General features: G+C 31.1%; 14 protein-coding genes and 1 other annotated feature. Of the genes, 4 read left to right on the top strand and 10 right to left on the bottom strand.

The genetic code is table 11. The annotated features are described in order from the left end of the window. Positions 1–412: 412 nt before the first annotated feature. Positions 413–1,783, top strand: a complete 1,371-nt coding sequence (locus OCU47_RS19890; RefSeq protein WP_261830314.1) for an MATE family efflux transporter — start codon at positions 413–415, stop codon at positions 1,781–1,783. A 160-nt stretch (positions 1,784–1,943) separates the two neighbouring features. On the opposite strand, the gene OCU47_RS19885 is transcribed toward OCU47_RS19890, so the two are convergent. The 4 genes from OCU47_RS19885 to OCU47_RS19870 form a co-directional block, all read right to left on the bottom strand. Beyond that, a complete protein-coding gene (locus OCU47_RS19885) occupies positions 1,944–3,629 on the bottom strand; it encodes a putative ABC transporter permease subunit (RefSeq protein ID WP_261830313.1) in 1,686 nt (561 codons plus the stop codon). Then, positions 3,622–4,347 carry an ABC transporter ATP-binding protein gene (locus OCU47_RS19880; protein WP_261830312.1) on the bottom strand — a complete coding sequence of 242 codons (726 nt, stop codon included), beginning with the start codon at positions 4,345–4,347 and terminating at the stop codon, positions 3,622–3,624. Before OCU47_RS19880 ends, OCU47_RS19885 begins: the two co-directional genes overlap by 8 nt. Before the next feature lie 102 nt (positions 4,348–4,449). Further along, positions 4,450–4,974, bottom strand: a complete 525-nt coding sequence (locus tag OCU47_RS19875; protein ID WP_261830311.1) for a spore maturation protein — start codon at positions 4,972–4,974, stop codon at positions 4,450–4,452. A 17-nt stretch (positions 4,975–4,991) separates the two neighbouring features. Further along, a complete protein-coding gene (locus OCU47_RS19870; protein ID WP_261830310.1) occupies positions 4,992–5,567 on the bottom strand; it encodes a nucleoside recognition domain-containing protein in 576 nt (191 codons plus the stop codon). 115 nt (positions 5,568–5,682) lie between these two features. Here OCU47_RS19870 and OCU47_RS19865 point away from each other — a divergent pair, with 115 nt between their 5' ends. Further along, entirely contained in the window at positions 5,683–5,868 is a 186-nt protein-coding gene (locus OCU47_RS19865) for a hypothetical protein (RefSeq protein WP_261830309.1), read from the top strand. Positions 5,869–6,074: 206 nt separating this feature from the next. Here OCU47_RS19865 and OCU47_RS19860 read toward each other — a convergent pair whose 3' ends face one another. The 4 genes from OCU47_RS19860 to ileS all read right to left on the bottom strand — a co-directional run bounded on the left by OCU47_RS19860 (position 6,075) and on the right by ileS (position 12,466). After that, positions 6,075–7,457 (bottom strand): MATE family efflux transporter, encoded by a 1,383-nt coding sequence (locus tag OCU47_RS19860; protein WP_261830308.1) that lies wholly within the window; start codon positions 7,455–7,457, stop codon positions 6,075–6,077. Between the two features lie 8 nt (positions 7,458–7,465). Continuing rightward, positions 7,466–7,900 carry a MarR family winged helix-turn-helix transcriptional regulator gene (locus OCU47_RS19855; RefSeq protein ID WP_261830307.1) on the bottom strand — a complete coding sequence of 145 codons (435 nt, stop codon included), beginning with the start codon at positions 7,898–7,900 and terminating at the stop codon, positions 7,466–7,468. Between the two features lie 115 nt (positions 7,901–8,015). Further along, entirely contained in the window at positions 8,016–9,014 is a 999-nt protein-coding gene (locus OCU47_RS19850; protein WP_261830306.1) for a LacI family DNA-binding transcriptional regulator, read from the bottom strand. Positions 9,015–9,352: 338 nt separating this feature from the next. Then, positions 9,353–12,466, bottom strand: coding sequence for an isoleucine--tRNA ligase (gene ileS, locus OCU47_RS19845; protein ID WP_261830305.1), 3,114 nt, complete (start codon positions 12,464–12,466; stop codon positions 9,353–9,355). Positions 12,467–12,538: 72 nt separating this feature from the next. Continuing rightward, positions 12,539–12,800: a binding site (T-box leader), on the bottom strand. Positions 12,801–12,996: 196 nt separating this feature from the next. Between ileS and OCU47_RS19840 the strand changes: the two genes are divergently transcribed. Further along, the gene (locus OCU47_RS19840) at positions 12,997–13,221 is read left to right on the top strand and encodes a (2Fe-2S)-binding protein (protein ID WP_261830304.1); all 225 of its coding nucleotides are present in this window, start codon (positions 12,997–12,999) and stop codon (positions 13,219–13,221) included. Positions 13,222–13,630: 409 nt separating this feature from the next. On the opposite strand, the gene OCU47_RS19835 is transcribed toward OCU47_RS19840, so the two are convergent. Continuing rightward, the gene (locus tag OCU47_RS19835; protein ID WP_261830303.1) at positions 13,631–15,463 is read right to left on the bottom strand and encodes a methyl-accepting chemotaxis protein; all 1,833 of its coding nucleotides are present in this window, start codon (positions 15,461–15,463) and stop codon (positions 13,631–13,633) included. A gap of 187 nt (positions 15,464–15,650) precedes the next feature. Here OCU47_RS19835 and OCU47_RS19830 point away from each other — a divergent pair, with 187 nt between their 5' ends. Then, positions 15,651–16,826: a class I SAM-dependent rRNA methyltransferase gene (locus tag OCU47_RS19830; protein WP_261830302.1), complete on the top strand. Its 1,176-nt coding sequence runs from the start codon at positions 15,651–15,653 to the stop codon at positions 16,824–16,826. Positions 16,827–16,930: 104 nt separating this feature from the next. Here the strand turns inward: OCU47_RS19830 and OCU47_RS19825 are convergent, their stop codons facing one another. Then, positions 16,931–17,887, bottom strand: coding sequence for a PucR family transcriptional regulator (locus OCU47_RS19825; protein WP_261830301.1), 957 nt, complete (start codon positions 17,885–17,887; stop codon positions 16,931–16,933). Positions 17,888–17,890: the final 3 nt, after the last annotated feature.

Genomic DNA, 17,890 nt, shown 5'->3' with positions numbered 1-17,890 from the left:
ATTCAACAAATTTTCAACACTTAGAACTATAAATCTTTTAGTATCCTATTAAAATTAGTCTTCTTCTTTGGTATAATGGAAATGTTGCATACTTGAATTTATCCGATAGCTAGCATCCGTAACACTCCAATCTTATATGAAACTCCTCTTCCTAAAGTCAGATGAGTACTCACAGAGTAAGCGACCATCATCAAATCATAGATTTGAGATGTCTGCTTAACCGATTCACACTAAATCATAGATTTAGGTTCTCTGCTTAAGTTGGAGATAACGGCTGCACGCTCCTGGATAAGTTCAACTAAGATTCAGATGGGGATACACCCCACCTGAATCAAGTTTCACTTGATATTTAGGCATGTGAAAATAAATAACAAGTCCAAATGGACTAACCTATAAACCTTTATACTTTTAGATGCATTATTGGAGGAAACATATGAAATTAAATTTACATAAAGACACTGTTAAAGATGTGCTGAAACTTTCTTTGCCAGCTGTTGGAGAAATGATTCTTTATACTATCATATGGGTAGTTGATACCATGATGGTTGGACATTATGGTGGAAATATAGCTGTAAGTAGCGTAGGTCTATCTACAGAATTCTTATCTACCTATTCTAATGTTCTTGTTGGTAGTGGAATTTCCGTAGGTATAACTTCCATTGTTGCAAGATATGTAGGGGCAAATAAAATAGAAAAGGCTGAAGAATACGCTACTATTGGTTTTTTTGTGGCTATTATATTAGCTATATTAGGTGGTTTATTCTTTGCTTCGTTGTCATATCCATTATTAGTAGCTGTAGGTGCTGATAATACTGTTGCTCACATAGGGGCTTCATATATGCATATAGCTTCTATTGCCATCTTCTTTACTATGCTTATTAATTCTCTTTCTGCCACATTAAGAGCTTATGGCAATACTAAAACACCATTGTTTACAGCCATAGTAGTAAACATAATAAACATTGTTTTAGACTATGGACTAATATTCGGTAAACTTGGATTGCCACAGCTAGGAGCTGTTGGTTCCGCTATAGCAACCTCTACTGCTCAATTTTTAGGTTTCATATTTATAGCATTCTACTTCATGAAACATTCTAAGATAAAGCTACACTTTAAATACATCAAAAACCTTCGTTTAGATAGATTAAAGTCTCTTTTACACCTATCAATTCCTGCAATGCTTCAAGAGGGTTCCTATAGTATTAGTAGATTAATATGTAATATCTTCATTGTTGCTCTTGGTACAATAGCCTTTTCAGCAAATCAAATTACTACAACTATCGAATCTATATCTTTCATGCCTGGTTGGGGATTCGCAGTAGCTGCTACCACTTTAGTTGGACAAAAGGTAGGAGAAAAAAACTATAAAAAAGCCAAAGAATATGCTAAGACTTCATTATTCCTTGGTACTATTACAATGGTGATATTTTCTGTTTTATTCCTATTTATTCCTGGTCCTATATTTAAACTTTTTATATCATCTAATGAAACTGAAGTAATCAAGTTAGGCACTTACTGCTTAATGGTTGCAGCTATAGAACAACCTTTCCTAGCATTATCCATGATTTCCGGGGGAATACTTAAAGGAAGTGGAGATACTAAAACTCCATTTAAGGTTACACTTTTCACTTCATGGGTAATAAGATTTCCATTAATGTTTGTTGCTATATTTACATTTAAACTTTCTGTAGTATATGTTTGGATAATTACAGCAATTCAATGGGCTATAGATGGTTCTTTGCTTTGTTTCTTGTATAAAAAGAAATTTTCAAAGTTAAACTAACACAAGTCAATAGACAAATTCATGGAGAATTAAACTCAATATAGAGACTATTTGAATTGATTCTATTGGTTATAAAGTACAATCTTTCCTAAATATAAAAGCTCAAAAATCTCAGCTAAGATTTTTGAGCTTTTAATATATCTATCTGATTTTTTCTTATTTATTCTATTGCCTTAAATCTACTTACTCCATAGGTACTAACTATAAAATATCCTATTAAGTTAAGAACTACTAGTATTCCTATAATAGCTCCAGCTGTTAGCCACATAGAGTCTAAACAGAACATAACTACTGGTATAGCACATATTCCTAAAAGTACACAACTTATAATAAATCCAATAAATGAATTTAAATTTTGTTTAACAGCTTGCTCTTCTCCATTCCAGACAAGTTTAGGTCTTATTAAGTCTACTAAAATTCCTAAAAATGCTGTGAAACTTGAGATTAACAATCCAATTAAAAGTGCAATTAAACATATATCCACACTTATGTGAAGAAGTATTGTTACTCCAACAGCCATAATTAATGTTCCAAGAAAATTAATTGCTATTGAAGGTATAAGCTTCGCCCAAATTTGTTTCATATAATCGACAGGAATATATTTTGATACAAAGAAGATAGAACCTTCTCTTGAAATCGCTGTTGATGCTGTAGGACTAATTCCTGCAAAGAGAGTTATAGCACCATATACAACCAACAAAGCTATACTTTGCTTTACATTATTATTTTGCATACTTGCACCAACACTGCTAAAATTAATTCCACCTTTATTTACAAATAGCATAGGCACAAAGCATATTGGCATAATTATTATTGTTCCTACACAGTTTAATAAATATACTGGTGTCCTCATTAATATCTTCATTTCTCTTTTTACTAAAGTAGAAATTTGACCATTCATGTTTGTTGATTTATCAAATTCTTCATTTGAAATTTTTGTTTTCTTGGATGCAGAATCAGATATACTCATTGCACCTTTTAAATATAATGCATCTGACAACACAACAAATAGCATTACTGCTAAAGCCACAATTAGTAAAAGTAATAATACATTTATAACTTGATTTGCTGTATTTCCTGTTAACGCTTCTGCCCCTAATCTAGCATTTATAAAAAGTCCAGATATACTACTTAACATACCATTCTTAGTTTGTAATATCTGCTGAGCCATCGCCATCTTATTTCCATGAAGCATAGAACCAGTTCTATTCATAAAAACATTTATACCTAAGCCTACTACTATTGCCATTAATGAACTTATAACAGTAAATGCATCTTTATGCTTAGATAAACTTGAAAACCTCATAATTGGCATAATAATTATTGAAGCCACTAAAATAGGGAATACTGGTGTAAGTAAAAATACCAATATAGCATTTATAATGAATAACGGAGTTACTCCATTGTTCACTACCCACACTGCATAAGTTGGTATAACAATTAATGCTTCGATTAAATATTCACCAATTAAAATATATAGAAACTTTGCTAAAGTTATTTCTCTTGGTTTAAAAGGTAAAGGTAATAAATACCCAATATCCTTTGAGTAAAACAACACTGCTGCAATTGAAAAAATTGAGAAGAAGAAAATTATAAAACTCACCATTACAAAACTTAATCCAATTACATATCCACCTTGATTTACTGCATTTAATGATTGATACATACCATCAAGCATTTCAAAAACAGCAAAACCTAGTGGTACGAAACAAAGTGCTAATAGTAAATATAGGAATACTCCTCCTACATTTGATAGCTTACTTGACTTCTTAGAGTTTTTACCTCCCAAGCCCATATTTCCCCCTGATTTAAAAAGGACCTTTGTTAATAATAATATATTACGCATTTTCTGTAAGCTCCAAAAACATATTCTCTAGAGATTCATTTTCTTTAAAGTGTTCTTTCATTTCCTTCAGGGTTCCACAGAATAAAATCTTACCTTTGTTTATTATAGCTACTCTATCACAAATCTTTTCAGCTACCTCTAACACATGGGTAGAAAATAAAACAATTTTACCACTATTAGCATGCTCTCTCATCATGTTCTTAAGCTCAAAAGCAGCCTTTGGATCTAATCCTGTCATAGGCTCATCCAAAATCCAAATATCTGGATTATGCATTAATGCTCCCATAACAACTATCTTTTGTCTCATACCATGAGAATAACTTTGTATTCTATCTCCTAATGCAGCTTCAATTTCAAATCTCTTTGCTAAAGATTCAATTCTTGCCTTTCTAGTTTCCTTTGGTACTTCATAGATATCCGCCATGAAATTTAAGTACTCTATTCCCTTAAGTCTTAAAAACATATCTGGACTATCTGGAACAAAACCAAAGCTCTTTTTAGCTGCTAAGGTATCATTCTTTATATCTTTCCCATTTAATCTTATTTCTCCTTCACTAGCTTCAATTATACCTGTAAGCATTTTGATAGTAGTTGTTTTGCCCGCTCCATTTGGTCCTAAAAAACCAAAGATCTCTCCGTCCTTAACAGTTAAGTTTAGGCTATCAACTGCTTTATGGGTATTGTTATAAACCTTTGTAACATTTGATATTTCTATCATGGAATCTCTTCCCCCTTAATTGAATAATTCTTAAGTTATATATTACCATATGATTTTAACAATTCCTCTATTTTATAAAAAACTTAATGAATTCTTAAGATTTTAAAATAAGATTAGCTTAACAAGAATTATTGCTGAAAGTATAGCAGCTACATCCGCACAAACAGCAGCTAATAAAGTATGTCGTATCTTTTTAATCCCTACAGCACCAAAATAAACACTTATTGTATAAAAAATTGTTTCTGTTGTTCCCATAATTACTGATGCTAACGCACCTATATAACTGTCTGGACCATGCTGTTTAAGTATATCTGTCAATACACCCAATGCCCCACTTCCTGATAACGGCTTTATTATTATTAATGGTACAAGTTCCTGCGGTAACCCAATAAGACTAGAGATAGGTTTTAGACAATAATTGATTATATCTAAAAGCTTCACGTCTCTAAAAATTCTTATAACTACTATCATAGCTAAGAGATAAGGAAAAATTCTTAGACAAACCATTAATCCTTCCTTAGCACCCTCAATAAACCATTCATAAACCTTTCTGCCTTTAAACATTCCATAAGTAACTACTATTGCAAATATTATTGGGATTATGCTTTTTAAAAGGTAATTAAACATGTATTAACTTCCTCCCTCTAAAAATATTTTTCAATTGTTTTACATACAGTAATTCCAACAATAGCTGCTACTGTAGTAGATAATATAGCTGGTAAAATTATTGCTGCAGGATTGCTTGACCCTACAGAAGCTCTTATAGAAATAATAGTTGAAGGTAGTAATTGTATACTTGCTGCATTTATCACCAAAAATAAAGCCATATCATTTGATGCTATACCTTTCTTTCGATTCATTCTATCCATTTCCTCCATGGCTTTTATTCCAAAAGGTGTGGCAGCATTTGAAAGACCTAACATATTAGCTGTGATGTTCATAACAATTGCACCTAATGCTTTGTCATCCTTTCCCGCACCTTTGAATAATTTCCTTAGTATAGGTCTTAATATTTTCGCTAAAATGTCAGTAAGCCCACTTTTTTCAGCAACCTTCATAATTCCACACCAAAAGCACATTATTCCTAAAAGCCCTATTATTAAATTAGTTGTAGACAGAGCAGACTCAGTAATCCCCTTTGACATTACTTCTCCCTGCCCTGTAAATAATCCATAAGCTACTCCAAAAAATATCATCACAAACCATATGTAGTTGATCATAGCCTCGTCCCTCCAAAAAACGTTTTTTCTATAATTTATATGCCTTGAAATGCTCAGTTAGTCGTGATAGGATAAATATATGTAAATCTATAAACTTGCAAAGAGGAGAAAAGCAATGAAAGACGTAAATCTTAAAATAGCTCAACAAGATATTGAAGACGCACTACAAGCTGTAGAGGATATGGAAAAGGTTATTGATTCTAGCGAAGTACATAATGAAGTATTAAAAGAAAAATTTATGTGTCTAACAGAAAAAGTACAAAAACTTGAAAATATTCTTAAGTCAGAAGGAATACTTTAATACCTATATTTCTTATCTCTGTATAATAGTTTTTAGGCATCTAAAAATAAATATCAAGTACAAATGGATTAGACTATAAAACTATGTACTTTCAGATGCCATATAATATATTTGAGCTTACGTAAACTTTAGCTTAAATAAAAAAGTCCTTAAAGCAGCCTGTTTTCTCAGACTCTTTAAGGACTTTTCCTTATATTCTTATTAGACTAAACAATAGATTTTGATTGTAAATTTTCTTGAGCTTTTTGCACTGCTTCCAAGCGGTGCATATCTTTTCTAAACATAATTGTAGTAATAACAAATGATAAGAAGTCACTTGTTGGTCCTGCAATCCATACTCCAGTTAACCCCCAAATTTGAGGTAAAATTATTAATAATGGGATTAGCAGAATTACTTGTCTTAATAAACTTAAAAACATAGATATTTTAACTTTCCCAATACACTGAAAATAGTTAGTTCTAATTACCTGCAATCCTATAAAAGGCAACATACATAAATATATTCTCATTCCTGTTGATGTTATATTTAGCAGTTCAGGATCATTATTAAATGCCTTTACTATAAGCCAAGGACATAATTCTATTAATACAAACCCTATTAAAGCAATAGTTGTTGCCACTATTTGAGGATACTTAATTGTTAACTTTACTCTATCATATTTCTTAGCACCATAATTGTATCCAACTATAGGCTGTGATCCTTGATTTAATCCAAAAATAGGCATCAAGAAAATTGTTGATACACTTGTTATAATTGTCATTGCTCCTATGGCCATATCTCCACCATGCACTTTTAAAGCATTATTTGATATAACCTGAACAACACTTGCTGCAATTTGCATACTAAAAGGAGATACTCCTATGGCTAGAATACTAAGTACTATATTTCTCTTCAACTTGCAGTTTTGTAACTTAATCTTTAGAGAACTCTTACCTTTAGTAAAATACCAAAGTCCCCATGCAGCTGAACAAGTTTGAGCAATAACGGTAGCTGTAGCTCCACCCTTTACTCCCATTCCTAAACCGAAAATAAATATTGGTTCTAATATAGTATTGGTCCCTGCTCCTATAAGCATTGAAATCATTGCTGTCTTTGGACTTCCATCTGCTCTAATTGAGTGATTTAATCCAAAACCAAGCATATTAACAATAGTTCCATAAAAAATAATTGTCATAAAGTCCTTAGCATAAGGCAAAGTCTCATCACTAGCACCAAATGCTCTTAATATATGCTCTCCAAAAATCGTACCTAATACAGAAATAATTATGCTTGTTATAATTATTAATGTAACAGCATTTCCAAGGATTTGTTCTGCTTCTTTTCTTTTTCCTTGTCCTAATCTTATAGATATTGTTGTAGCACATCCAATACCAATTAACATACCAAAACCTAAAATTATAGTCATTATAGGCAATGTAATACCAACACCAGTTATAGCTACATTACCTACCTTTGGTATATGACCAATAAATATTCTATCTACAATATTGTACATAGCATTTACTAACATACCAATTATAGCTGGCACTGAAAACTTAATTAGTAATGATGTTACCTTTTCTGTTCCTAATACATCTTGTTTATTCATACTTCCTCCTAACTTATATTACTTGATGCAATCTTCTCTAATAAATGAAGCAAACTCTTTTTTTCTTCCACACTTAAATTTCGCATAACTTCATTTTCCCATTCATCAAGTATTTCAAAAAATTCTTTTTTTATAGAAAGACTCTTTTCTGTAATCATTATTTTATAAGCTCTTTTATCTTCTTCTAAAACAGACCTTGATACATATCCTTCTTCTTCTAACTTTTTAATAGCTCTCGCTGTAGTAGCTTTATCTACCATAAGCTTACTACTAAGTTCCTCTTGAGTTATTCCATCCTGTAAATATAAATTTAATAGAAATCTATATTGACCACAGCCAATATTAAATTTATTGAACCTTTTTAAAAAAAAGCTATTTCTCTGCCAATAAACTGCTGATATAAATTTACCAAAGGTAGCCTTACTCTCTTGGCTTAAATCCATAAAAATCACTCCTTAATTAGTTGCGGCAACAACTATTATAGCATCAATTAGTTGCACCCGCAACTAATTAAGCAATTTAATTTATAATAAAAAATAAGAATGCATTTCTGCATTCTTATTTACAACTATCTCTTTCAACAAGTTTATGATCCAAAACATAATGCCCTTGCTCTAACTGTCTATTGTTAACTAATTTAATTAACATTCTCATAGCAATAGAACCCATATCATAAAGTGGTTCTGAAACAGTTGTTATCTTTGGATAAAAAACTTCCGTAGTAGAAATGTTTGAAAAACCTATAACACTTACATCCTCTGGAACCCTTTTTCCATTCTCTCTTAAAGCATTTATAGCTCCCATGGCAATTTCATCTGATGAACAAACTATAGCGTCAAATTTCTTACCACTTTCTAAAAGCTTATTTACACCTTCAATTCCTGTCTTCACTCCAAAGCCTTCAAAGTATGCCAATTCTTTGTGTAAATCCAATTTGCTGTCTAAAATAGCTTTTTCGTAGCCTAGATATCTTTTACTAAAAGCATTTACTTGCTCCTGCTTCGCTCCTATAAAAGCAACATCTTTAGCCCCTCTGCCTATTACATACTTAGTTGCATCATATACAGCTTTTACGTTGTCAATACTTACACTTGGGAATGAACCTTCATCATCCTTAGTTTCAACTAACACTGTTTTTAAATCCAACTCATTAACAATGTCTATAGTCTCTTTTTCTAAGGATACACTCATATAAAGAAGTCCATCAACCATCTTCTCTTTTAATACTCTTAAGTACTCTTTTTCCTTTTCCCCATCATAATCAGAGTTACATAAAATTACATTATAATCATATATATTTGCAACGTCCTCTGCTCCTCTTACAATCTCAGGATAAATCTTACTTGAGATATCTGGCACTAATATACCTATAGTTTTTGTTCTTTGAGTTTTAAGACTTCTTGCTACTATGTTAGGTCTGTATCCAAGTTTCTTTATTGCATCTAGAACTTTTTGTTTTGTCTCTTCATTTACTACGTCTATGTCATTTAAAACTCTTGATACTGTTGCGATTGAAACTCCAGCTTCTCTTGCAACGTCTTTAATTGAAACAGCCATTCATTTATCAACTCCTATAACTGTGAAATTGTTTCAATAATTAATAATTATATACATTAATCTTTATTAACACAAGATTTTAAACCATATTATCGAAATTTATATTTTTTTGTAAAAAAGAATTTCAAGCCTGTATTTCAATAAAACGTTTTCTTAATATTAAGTATAATGAAATGATGTTTTTTTTTCAATCGCTAAAGTTTAAACTCTTAATCTTTGAAGCATTTTACATATATTATTAGTATTTTTAGTTTTTTTATACAAGGTCAAACATTAAAAGGATCACCTCAATTTACATACTTGAGATGATCCTTTTTCTTGTCTGAAATTGGCTAAAATTAGCTATTCTTCACCACTGCTATATTAAGATTTTCACCATTAATACTGAATTCAAAGTAAGTTGCTTCTTCTCCATAGAATATATTATCAGTTAATGTTTCCTTCTTTATTGTATCTTCATTTCTCTTAATTACATCTAATAACATATCATTATTAGCTACATATAAGTTTATTTTATCTAATACTTCAAAACCACTTTCTTTTCTTAGATTTTGAACCTTTGATAATATTTCTCTTACATAGCCTTCCTCTTTTAACTCATCTGTAATATGAGTATCAAGAACAACTCCTACTTCACCTTCACCAGCAAAAGCATATCCTTCAATTCCTTGCATTGTTACAAGAACACTTTCTTTATCTAAGTTGATTTCTGTGCCCTCAACAGTTATTGTAACTACTTTTCCACCGTTAATATCTTGTGCCAAAGTCATTTGATTCATTTCAGAAATTGCTTTTCTTATACCTGGTATCATTTTACCATAGTTCTTACCTAGTACAGGTAAGTTTGGTTTTATCTCAAAGTTAACATGCTCTGAAAGATCCGCACCAAATTCTATAGTCTTGATGTTTAACTCATCCTTTATGATATCACCATAGTATTCTGGTAATGTCGCTATAGATACAGACATCTTGCCAAGTGGCTGTCTATTCTTAATATTAGCTCCATTTCTTGCACTTCTTCCTAGCTTACATATATTGTATGCTAAGTCCATTTGCTTTTCTAATTCTGGATTTACTAAAGCTTCATTGAATTCTGGCCACTTGCATAAATGAATACTTTCTGGAGCATTAGCATCTAAAGATGTTACAAGACTTTGATAAATATTTTCTGTCATGAATGGTATAAATGGTGCTGCAACCTTTGATAAGGTTACAAGAGTTGTATACAATGTTGTATAAGCTCCTATCTTATCATCAGTTAATTCTGTTACCCAAAATCTAGCTCTGTTTCTTCTTACATACCAATTTGATAATTCATCCACAAAATCTTCAATAGCTAATGCTGCTTGAGTAATCTTGTATTCTTCTAAATTATTTTCCACTGTCTTTATTAATGTATTAAGCTTTGATAATATCCACTTATCCATTACATTCGCTGACTTGAAGCCTGCATATTTAGTTGCATCAAATTTATCTAAATCAGCATATAAAACGTAGAATGAATATACATTCCATAGAGTGCTTAGGAATCTTCTTTGTGTATCTTCAACATCTTCTCTTGAGAATCTTGTTGGAAGCCATGGTGCACTTGAAGTGTAGAAATGCCATCTAGTAGCATCTGCCCCTACTGTATCTAAAACATCATTTGGCGCAACAACATTTCCCTTAGATTTTGACATCTTTAAGCCTTTTTTATCTAATACGTGACCTAAAACTACACAGTTTTCAAATGGATTCTTTTCAAATAATGCAGTTGATACTGCTAATAATGTATAGAACCATCCTCTTGTTTGGTCAACAGCTTCAGATATAAATTGTGCTGGGAAGTTAGCTTCAAAAGTCTCCTTGTTTTCAAATGGATAGTGATGTTGTGCAAATGGCATTGAACCTGAATCAAACCAACAATCTATAACTTCATGAGTTCTAGTCATTTCCTTGCCACAATGAGGACAATTTAAATGAACATTATCAATATAAGGTTTGTGTAATTCTATATCCTCTGGAACATTGATACCCTTTTGCTTTAATTCGTCTATACTACCAATACATTCTCTGTGACCACATTCACATTCCCAGATTGGTAATGGTGTACCCCAGTATCTATCTCTTGAAATTCCCCAGTCAATAACATTTTCAAGGAACTTTCCAAATCTACCAGTTCTAATGTTATCTGGTAACCAATTTATCTTATTATTATTTTCAAGTAGTTTATCTCTTAAAGCAGTTGTTTTTACAAACCAACTATCTCTTGGATAATATAAAAGTGGTGTGTCACATCTCCAGCAATGTGGATATGAGTGAGTATGCTTCTCAGCTTTAAATAGCTTATTTTGTTCTTTTAGATACTCAACTATTGACTCATCACACTTCTTAACTAATTTTCCTGCCCATGGTGTAACCTCATCAACGAACTTTCCTTCAAGGTCTACTAAGTTTATAAATGGTAGATCATATTTTTTACCGATTAAATTATCATCTTCACCATATGCTGGTGCAATATGAACTATACCAGTACCATCTGATAAAGTTACATAGTCTCCATGAACTACATAGAATCCCTTCTTATCTGTCGGTGTATAGAATGGAAGTAGTTGTTCATATTCTAAGCCTAAAAGTTCTTCACCTTTAAATTCTTTTACTATTTCATACTCTTCACCAAGTACCTTACCTGCAAGGTCTTTTGCTAAGATATAAACTTCATCATCTTTCTTTGCTTCAACATATGTGTAACTCTTGTTTATACATAAAGCTACATTTGATGGTAATGTCCATGGAGTTGTTGTCCATGCTAATATATACTTATTTTCTTCATTCTTTACTTTAAATTTAGCTATAGCTGTTAGGTCCTTAACATCCTTATAGCCTTGAGAAACTTCATGAGAAGATAATCCTGTTCCACATCTTGGACAGTAAGGCATAACCTTATGACCTTTATATAAAAGTCCTTTATCCCACATAGTCTTTAAAGCCCACCATACTGATTCAATATATGAATTATGGTAAGTAACATAAGGATCCTCCATGTCTACCCAATAACCAATTTTGTCTGACATCTCTTCCCACATGCTAACATATGTAAACACACTGTCCTTACATTCCTTAACAAATTTCTCAACACCATATTCTTCTATTTGTTCTTTTCCTGATATCTTTAATTTCTTTTCGATTTCAAGTTCAACTGGAAGTCCATGAGTATCCCAACCTGCTTTTCTAATAACCTTGTATCCTTGCATAACCTTGTATCTAGGAATTAGGTCTTTCATAACTCTTGTTAAAATATGACCTACGTGAGGCTTTCCATTTGCAGTTGGAGGTCCATCATAAAATGTAAAATACTCTCCATCTGGGTTTGCATTTAAGCTCTTTTTTATTACATTGTCATCTTTCCATTGATTTAAAATGTCTTTTTCTAATTCTACAAAAGTTTTTGAAGAATCAACTTTTTTGTACATCTTGATATTTCCCCTTTCTTTATTTATAGCACTTTGGCATTATATATTTAATGAAATAAAAAAAACTCCATCCTAAAGGACGAAGTTGTATTCGTTATACCACCTATAAGCTTTTACCCTAAAACATATTTTTACACATCAAAATCAGGGTAATTAAATTCAAGCACATTCATGCTCTAACCTTTAACGCAGGTGAACGAGATAAGCTTAATTGATATTCTTTCAGCCTCCAACTCATAGGTGATTTTCCTTAAAAAATAGTTGTGATTTTACACCTTCCAATCACTCTCTAAAAACTACATATCTAAGTACTTTTCCTAATCATAGTATTTCATTAATACTGATTATATATTAATAAACTTTTATTGTCAATTACATATACTTACCATATTTTATAAAAAATATTCTCTTTCTAATTAATAATTTTTATTAATTAATATTGACTATTAAATATGAATATGTTTTAATATATTTATACAATAACTTATCTTTATGACATAGAGATAAATGATTTGTTTTAGGAGGCTACTATGGACAATAATATTAACCCACTTATTCTTGATAAACTTACAAAAGTTTGTCTATGTAAATCTATCACTAGAGCAACTATTAAAGATAAAATCAGAAATGGCGCTTTAACAGTAGAAAAAGTTGCACAATCTACTGGAGCCACTACTGGTTCATGTCATGGTTGTAGATGCTCACAAAAAATTAGTGATTTAATTGATGGTTATGTTAATAATGAATGGTCCTAACCCCCCAAATTCCCCCATTTCTATCCCTATTACTTTATTCAAAAAGAGGTTGTCCTAAAGACAACCTCTTTTAAATTTATCCGATAGCTAGCATCCGTAACACTCCAACTTTATATGAAACTCCTCTTCCTAAAGTCAGATGAGTACTCACAGAGTAAGCGACCATCATCAAATCATAGATTTGAGATGTCTGCTTAAGCGATTCACACTAAATCAATTTTAATGAAGTTAACTAATTCATTAGTTAACTAAGTTCAAGTAACCAAATCATAGATTTGGACTTTCACTTATTTGCTTAAGTTGGAGATAACGGCTGCACACTCCTGGACGAGGTACCCCTTGAGGGTGTAAGTTCAACTAAGATTCAGATGGGGATCAACCCCCACCTGAATCAAGTTTCACTTGATACTTAAATCTTAAACTGACTTATAGCTTCTCCTAAGTTTTCTGTTAAAGCTTTTTGCAATTCAGAGTTTTCTACTATTCTGTTCATTACAACCTTAGCATAATCTATATTTTCAAGAATTTTAGTTGATTGCTCTGCTGTTAACTGAGTATTCTCAGCCATATTTTGTATTGCTTCAGCAATTTGAGTAATAGTAGCACTTACTTCTTCAGACATAGATGCCATATCCTCAGACATAGTACTTACATACTCTGCATCTTTGTTATATTGAGCTCCAGTTTCAACAAGCTTATCATAATCATTTAATACAATTGTGTCTATAAACTTAAGTATTTCCTTAGAGTGATTTGACATGTTTTCAAATACATGTTGTACTTTATTTGTTGTATCCTTTATCTTTGAAACTGCTGAAGAAGATTCCTCTGCAAGCTTTCTAATTTCTGCTGCTACTACAGCAAATCCCTTACCTTGTTCACCAACTCTAGCTGCTTCAATTGCTGCATTAAGCGCTAATAGGTTAGTTTGATCTGCTATAGATGATATAGAATCTGCCATTACTTTTATTTCTGTAACAACCTTGGCTTCTTCAATTGCTTTTATTATCTCCACTTGCTTTTCTTCATAAAGAGTTTTACCTCTCTCACTAGACTTTTTAGATTCTGATGCAACAGTTTGAGCTCTTTCACTTATTATATCTGATTTTTGGCTTCCATCTGTTGCCTTCAAGGATAATTCACTCACACTTGAATCTATTTCTTGTATAGATGCACCAATTTCTTCAGATACTGCACTGACATCATTATTTCCACTATTTATCCTCTCAGTTGCTTCACTGATATACAGCATCTTTTCATTCATATCCACAGTAGATTGAGCTAATTCTTTTGACTCTTGTACCAACTTATCCGAATCTTCCTTAATCTTTCCAACTAATTCTCTTACTGTCTTCTGAGCTGAATTAAGATTAACTATTGCTTCTCCAATTTCATCATTATATACAACTTGTGCTTCCTCAGAGAAATCATATTGAGCCAATCTCTTTGATAAAGCTGTAATATTTTTTAACGATTTACTTATGCTCTTTATAAGGGCAGCAGACATAATTGTGCTTAATACAATTCCTACAAGGACTAATACCGCTACTACTATCATCATTGTAGTTTCAGCATAGTTTAGCCTATTATATGCTTTTTCCATAGAAGTATTGATTTTTGCTGTCCCTTCATTTATATTTTCATCAAGTCTTTGTAATGTTGAATCAATATTCATTATATCGCTTTCATAACTTCTAACTATGTTGGCATCTGCTAACGAGTTATACAAAGAAGTTAAGTTATCAAAAATAAAACCATTACTAGTAACCATATCTTTAATTACTTTCTCATTTTCACTACCTTTAGCCATAGCACTTAAGTCGTTTGTATATTTTTGCATATCCTTTATATACGCTTCATACTTTGTCTTACTTTTATCCTTTGATTCTGTATCTGTGCTTATCATCATTATGTTTTTTAATTGATCAGCACTTAATATAGTACTGCTCTCTACTTTTTGTAACAAAACAATCTGCTTTACATTTACATTTATTATAGAATTTAATGAAGTTTGAACTCGCTTCATAACAATTAATGTTGAAATAGATATAATGACTAATAATGCGATTACAAAAGTCACTGTAAGCTTTAACCTAGCTTTAATATTCATATTCTTGAAGTTCAAGTTTATTTTTTTAGGATTAAGATTTACCTTTTTAAAATGTAATTTCTTAGGATTAATTTTTATATTTTTTAATATACTTGTACGATTTTTTTTGATTTTAGCCCCATTTTTTTTCATAAGTAATCCCCCTTATTATTATTGCCTATGTTATAGGTTAATACTACATTAAATGGTACATTCGGTCAATATTTGACAACGTTATCAAGTTTTAAATTTTTGATATTTTCCAACAATTTTTTATTCTTAGTTTATTTTGTTAATATTGTGATATAATCATTGTATACGTAATTAAAGGAGGGCATTTATGGCTAGTAAATTCTTCTTATATAAAGGCTTGGGCAAAAACGCCGAACAAGGAAGACCTTGGATATATATTGATGAAATTGAGGAATATGACGGAGATTATGAAAATGGAGATATAGTCGAAGTATATAATTTTAAGGAACAATTCATAGGAAAAGGTTATATTAATGACCATTCAAAGATAACTATTAGAATACTAACAAGAGATATTAATGAGGATATAGATGAAGCATTCTTTAGAAAAAGATTTAAGGATGCATGGGAGTATAGAAAAAAAATAATCGATACTTCTAGCTGTAGATTTATATTTGGAGAAGCTGATTTTCTTCCAGGCTTAACTGTAGACAAATTTGAAGACTATTATGTACTACAAATCTCCACTTTGGGCATGGAAAAGTACAGAGAGTTATTTACAAAAATTTTAGTTGAAGATTATGGTGCAAAAGGTATATTCGAAAGAAGTGACCTTGCCACTAGAGAACTTGAAGGCTTGGAACAAGTAAAAGGATTCTTAACCGAACCTTTTGATACAATGTTACAGATCATGGAAAATGGTGTAAAGTACTATGTAGATATTAAAGACGGCCAAAAAACTGGTTTCTTCCTTGACCAAAAAGAAAATAGAAAGGCTATTCATAAGATTTGCAAAGATGCTGATGTTCTGGACTGCTTTACTCATACAGGTTCTTTTGCATTAAATGCTGGTATCGCTGGTGCTAATTCTGTACTTGGGGTTGATGTATCCCAACATGCTATTGATTTTGCTACTAAAAACGCTGAATTAAATAACTTATCAGAAATAGTTAAATTTGAATGTCATAATGCTTTTAACGTTCTACCAGAATGGTCTAAAGAAGGCAGACAGTATGATGTAGTAATCTTAGATCCACCTGCATTCACTAAATCAAAGAATACTATAAAAAATGCAACAAAAGGATATAAAGAAATTAATCTTAGAGGTTTGAAGTTAGTTAAAAAAGGTGGCTACTTTGTTACTTGCTCTTGTTCACATTACATGAGTGAGAAAAACTTTAAGGAAACAATATTAGAAGCTGCAAAAGATGCTCATAGACAGCTAAGGCAGGTTGAATTCAGAACACAAGCTGCAGATCATCCAATTCTTTGGACTGCAGATGAATCTTATTATTTGAAATTCATAATATTCCAAGTTGTTTAAGATAAGTCATCTGAATATATAATCTCATATAATTTAGTCATCTTCAATAAATAACAAGTCTAAATGCTAGTCTATTTTTTGAAGATGCAAAAAAAGAGAACGAATTATAAATTCGCTCTCTTTTTTTCCTTCCATATTAGAAAGGCTATTGTAAATATAGTGGCTTGCCTAAAGTCTCTAATGTCATATCCAGTATCTTTTTGTATTTTGTCAAGTCTATAAATCAAAGTATTTCTGTGAATATATAATTTTTTTGAAGCCTCACTTATATTCAAGCCATTATCTAAAAACTCTTCTATTGTATTAATCATCTCATTATCAAATTTTATAAATTTATCTTTAAATGAATCAAATAATTCTTCTTTAACATCACTGTTAACATTATAGATAGTTTTTTCAAACAATAAGTTTTCTCCATTATAGATTTTTCCTTTAAGATTGTACTTGATACCAATCTCAATATATGAAGCTGCATCCTTATAAGCCTTAGACAATTCTTCTGTAGCTCCTTGGAAATTTTCATAGCTTATGTATGACGTAACAAATGCATCTGAAGTAATTATATCTGTTATGCTCTTGGCATGATCTAATTCATCTTCAAAGTTGCCAATTACCACTACATAATTCTTATAAACAAAACTAATTATAGCTTCACTATCATAATATTTTTTCATTAAAGATAAAACTTCATATCTGTTTTTATCAACATAAATAAGAAAAATAGTGCATTTTGCTGATAAAAAAGGAAGGGCATTATACAACGCCTCTGATGTAATACCCTTTCCTTCTAACATATCAACTATAAGTTGTTCTCTCAAAGAAAATATTTCTTCATATTTACTTTCAATAGAATACTTTAAAAGTGATGCACAAATTTCAAATCTTTTATTATAGTATAAACTAGCGCCTTGATTACTTAATGATAACTCCATAACTTTCAAACTATCCATATCCTGATCATGAATAGTATCAAAAAGAAGTTGTCCTTCATCAGTAATCAATCTAAAATCAATTCCACTACTTTCATTTAGTTTAACTAGATATTCTTTGAAGTTGTACATCTT

The sequence above is a fragment of the Clostridium sp. TW13 genome (genome assembly GCF_024345225.1).
Taxonomy (GTDB): domain Bacteria; phylum Bacillota; class Clostridia; order Clostridiales; family Clostridiaceae; genus Inconstantimicrobium; species Inconstantimicrobium mannanitabidum.
This window is presented reverse-complemented; position numbering and strand designations above follow the sequence as displayed.

What these genes read in the sequence shown, in the direction of transcription:
- OCU47_RS19890 (WP_261830314.1), top strand. Translation starts at nt 413, where the DNA reads ATGCATTATTGGAGGAAACATATGAAATTAAATTTACATAAAGACACT.
- OCU47_RS19885 (WP_261830313.1), bottom strand. Translation starts at nt 3,629, where the DNA reads ATGCGTAATATATTATTATTAACAAAGGTCCTTTTTAAATCAGGGGGA.
- OCU47_RS19880 (WP_261830312.1), bottom strand. Translation starts at nt 4,347, where the DNA reads ATGATAGAAATATCAAATGTTACAAAGGTTTATAACAATACCCATAAA.
- OCU47_RS19875 (WP_261830311.1), bottom strand. Translation starts at nt 4,974, where the DNA reads ATGTTTAATTACCTTTTAAAAAGCATAATCCCAATAATATTTGCAATA.
- OCU47_RS19870 (WP_261830310.1), bottom strand. Translation starts at nt 5,567, where the DNA reads ATGATCAACTACATATGGTTTGTGATGATATTTTTTGGAGTAGCTTAT.
- OCU47_RS19865 (WP_261830309.1), top strand. Translation starts at nt 5,683, where the DNA reads ATGAAAGACGTAAATCTTAAAATAGCTCAACAAGATATTGAAGACGCA.
- OCU47_RS19860 (WP_261830308.1), bottom strand. Translation starts at nt 7,457, where the DNA reads ATGAATAAACAAGATGTATTAGGAACAGAAAAGGTAACATCATTACTA.
- OCU47_RS19855 (WP_261830307.1), bottom strand. Translation starts at nt 7,900, where the DNA reads ATGGATTTAAGCCAAGAGAGTAAGGCTACCTTTGGTAAATTTATATCA.
- OCU47_RS19850 (WP_261830306.1), bottom strand. Translation starts at nt 9,014, where the DNA reads ATGGCTGTTTCAATTAAAGACGTTGCAAGAGAAGCTGGAGTTTCAATC.
- ileS (WP_261830305.1), bottom strand. Translation starts at nt 12,466, where the DNA reads ATGTACAAAAAAGTTGATTCTTCAAAAACTTTTGTAGAATTAGAAAAA.
- OCU47_RS19840 (WP_261830304.1), top strand. Translation starts at nt 12,997, where the DNA reads ATGGACAATAATATTAACCCACTTATTCTTGATAAACTTACAAAAGTT.
- OCU47_RS19835 (WP_261830303.1), bottom strand. Translation starts at nt 15,463, where the DNA reads ATGAAAAAAAATGGGGCTAAAATCAAAAAAAATCGTACAAGTATATTA.
- OCU47_RS19830 (WP_261830302.1), top strand. Translation starts at nt 15,651, where the DNA reads ATGGCTAGTAAATTCTTCTTATATAAAGGCTTGGGCAAAAACGCCGAA.
- OCU47_RS19825 (WP_261830301.1), bottom strand. Translation starts at nt 17,887, where the DNA reads ATGTACAACTTCAAAGAATATCTAGTTAAACTAAATGAAAGTAGTGGA.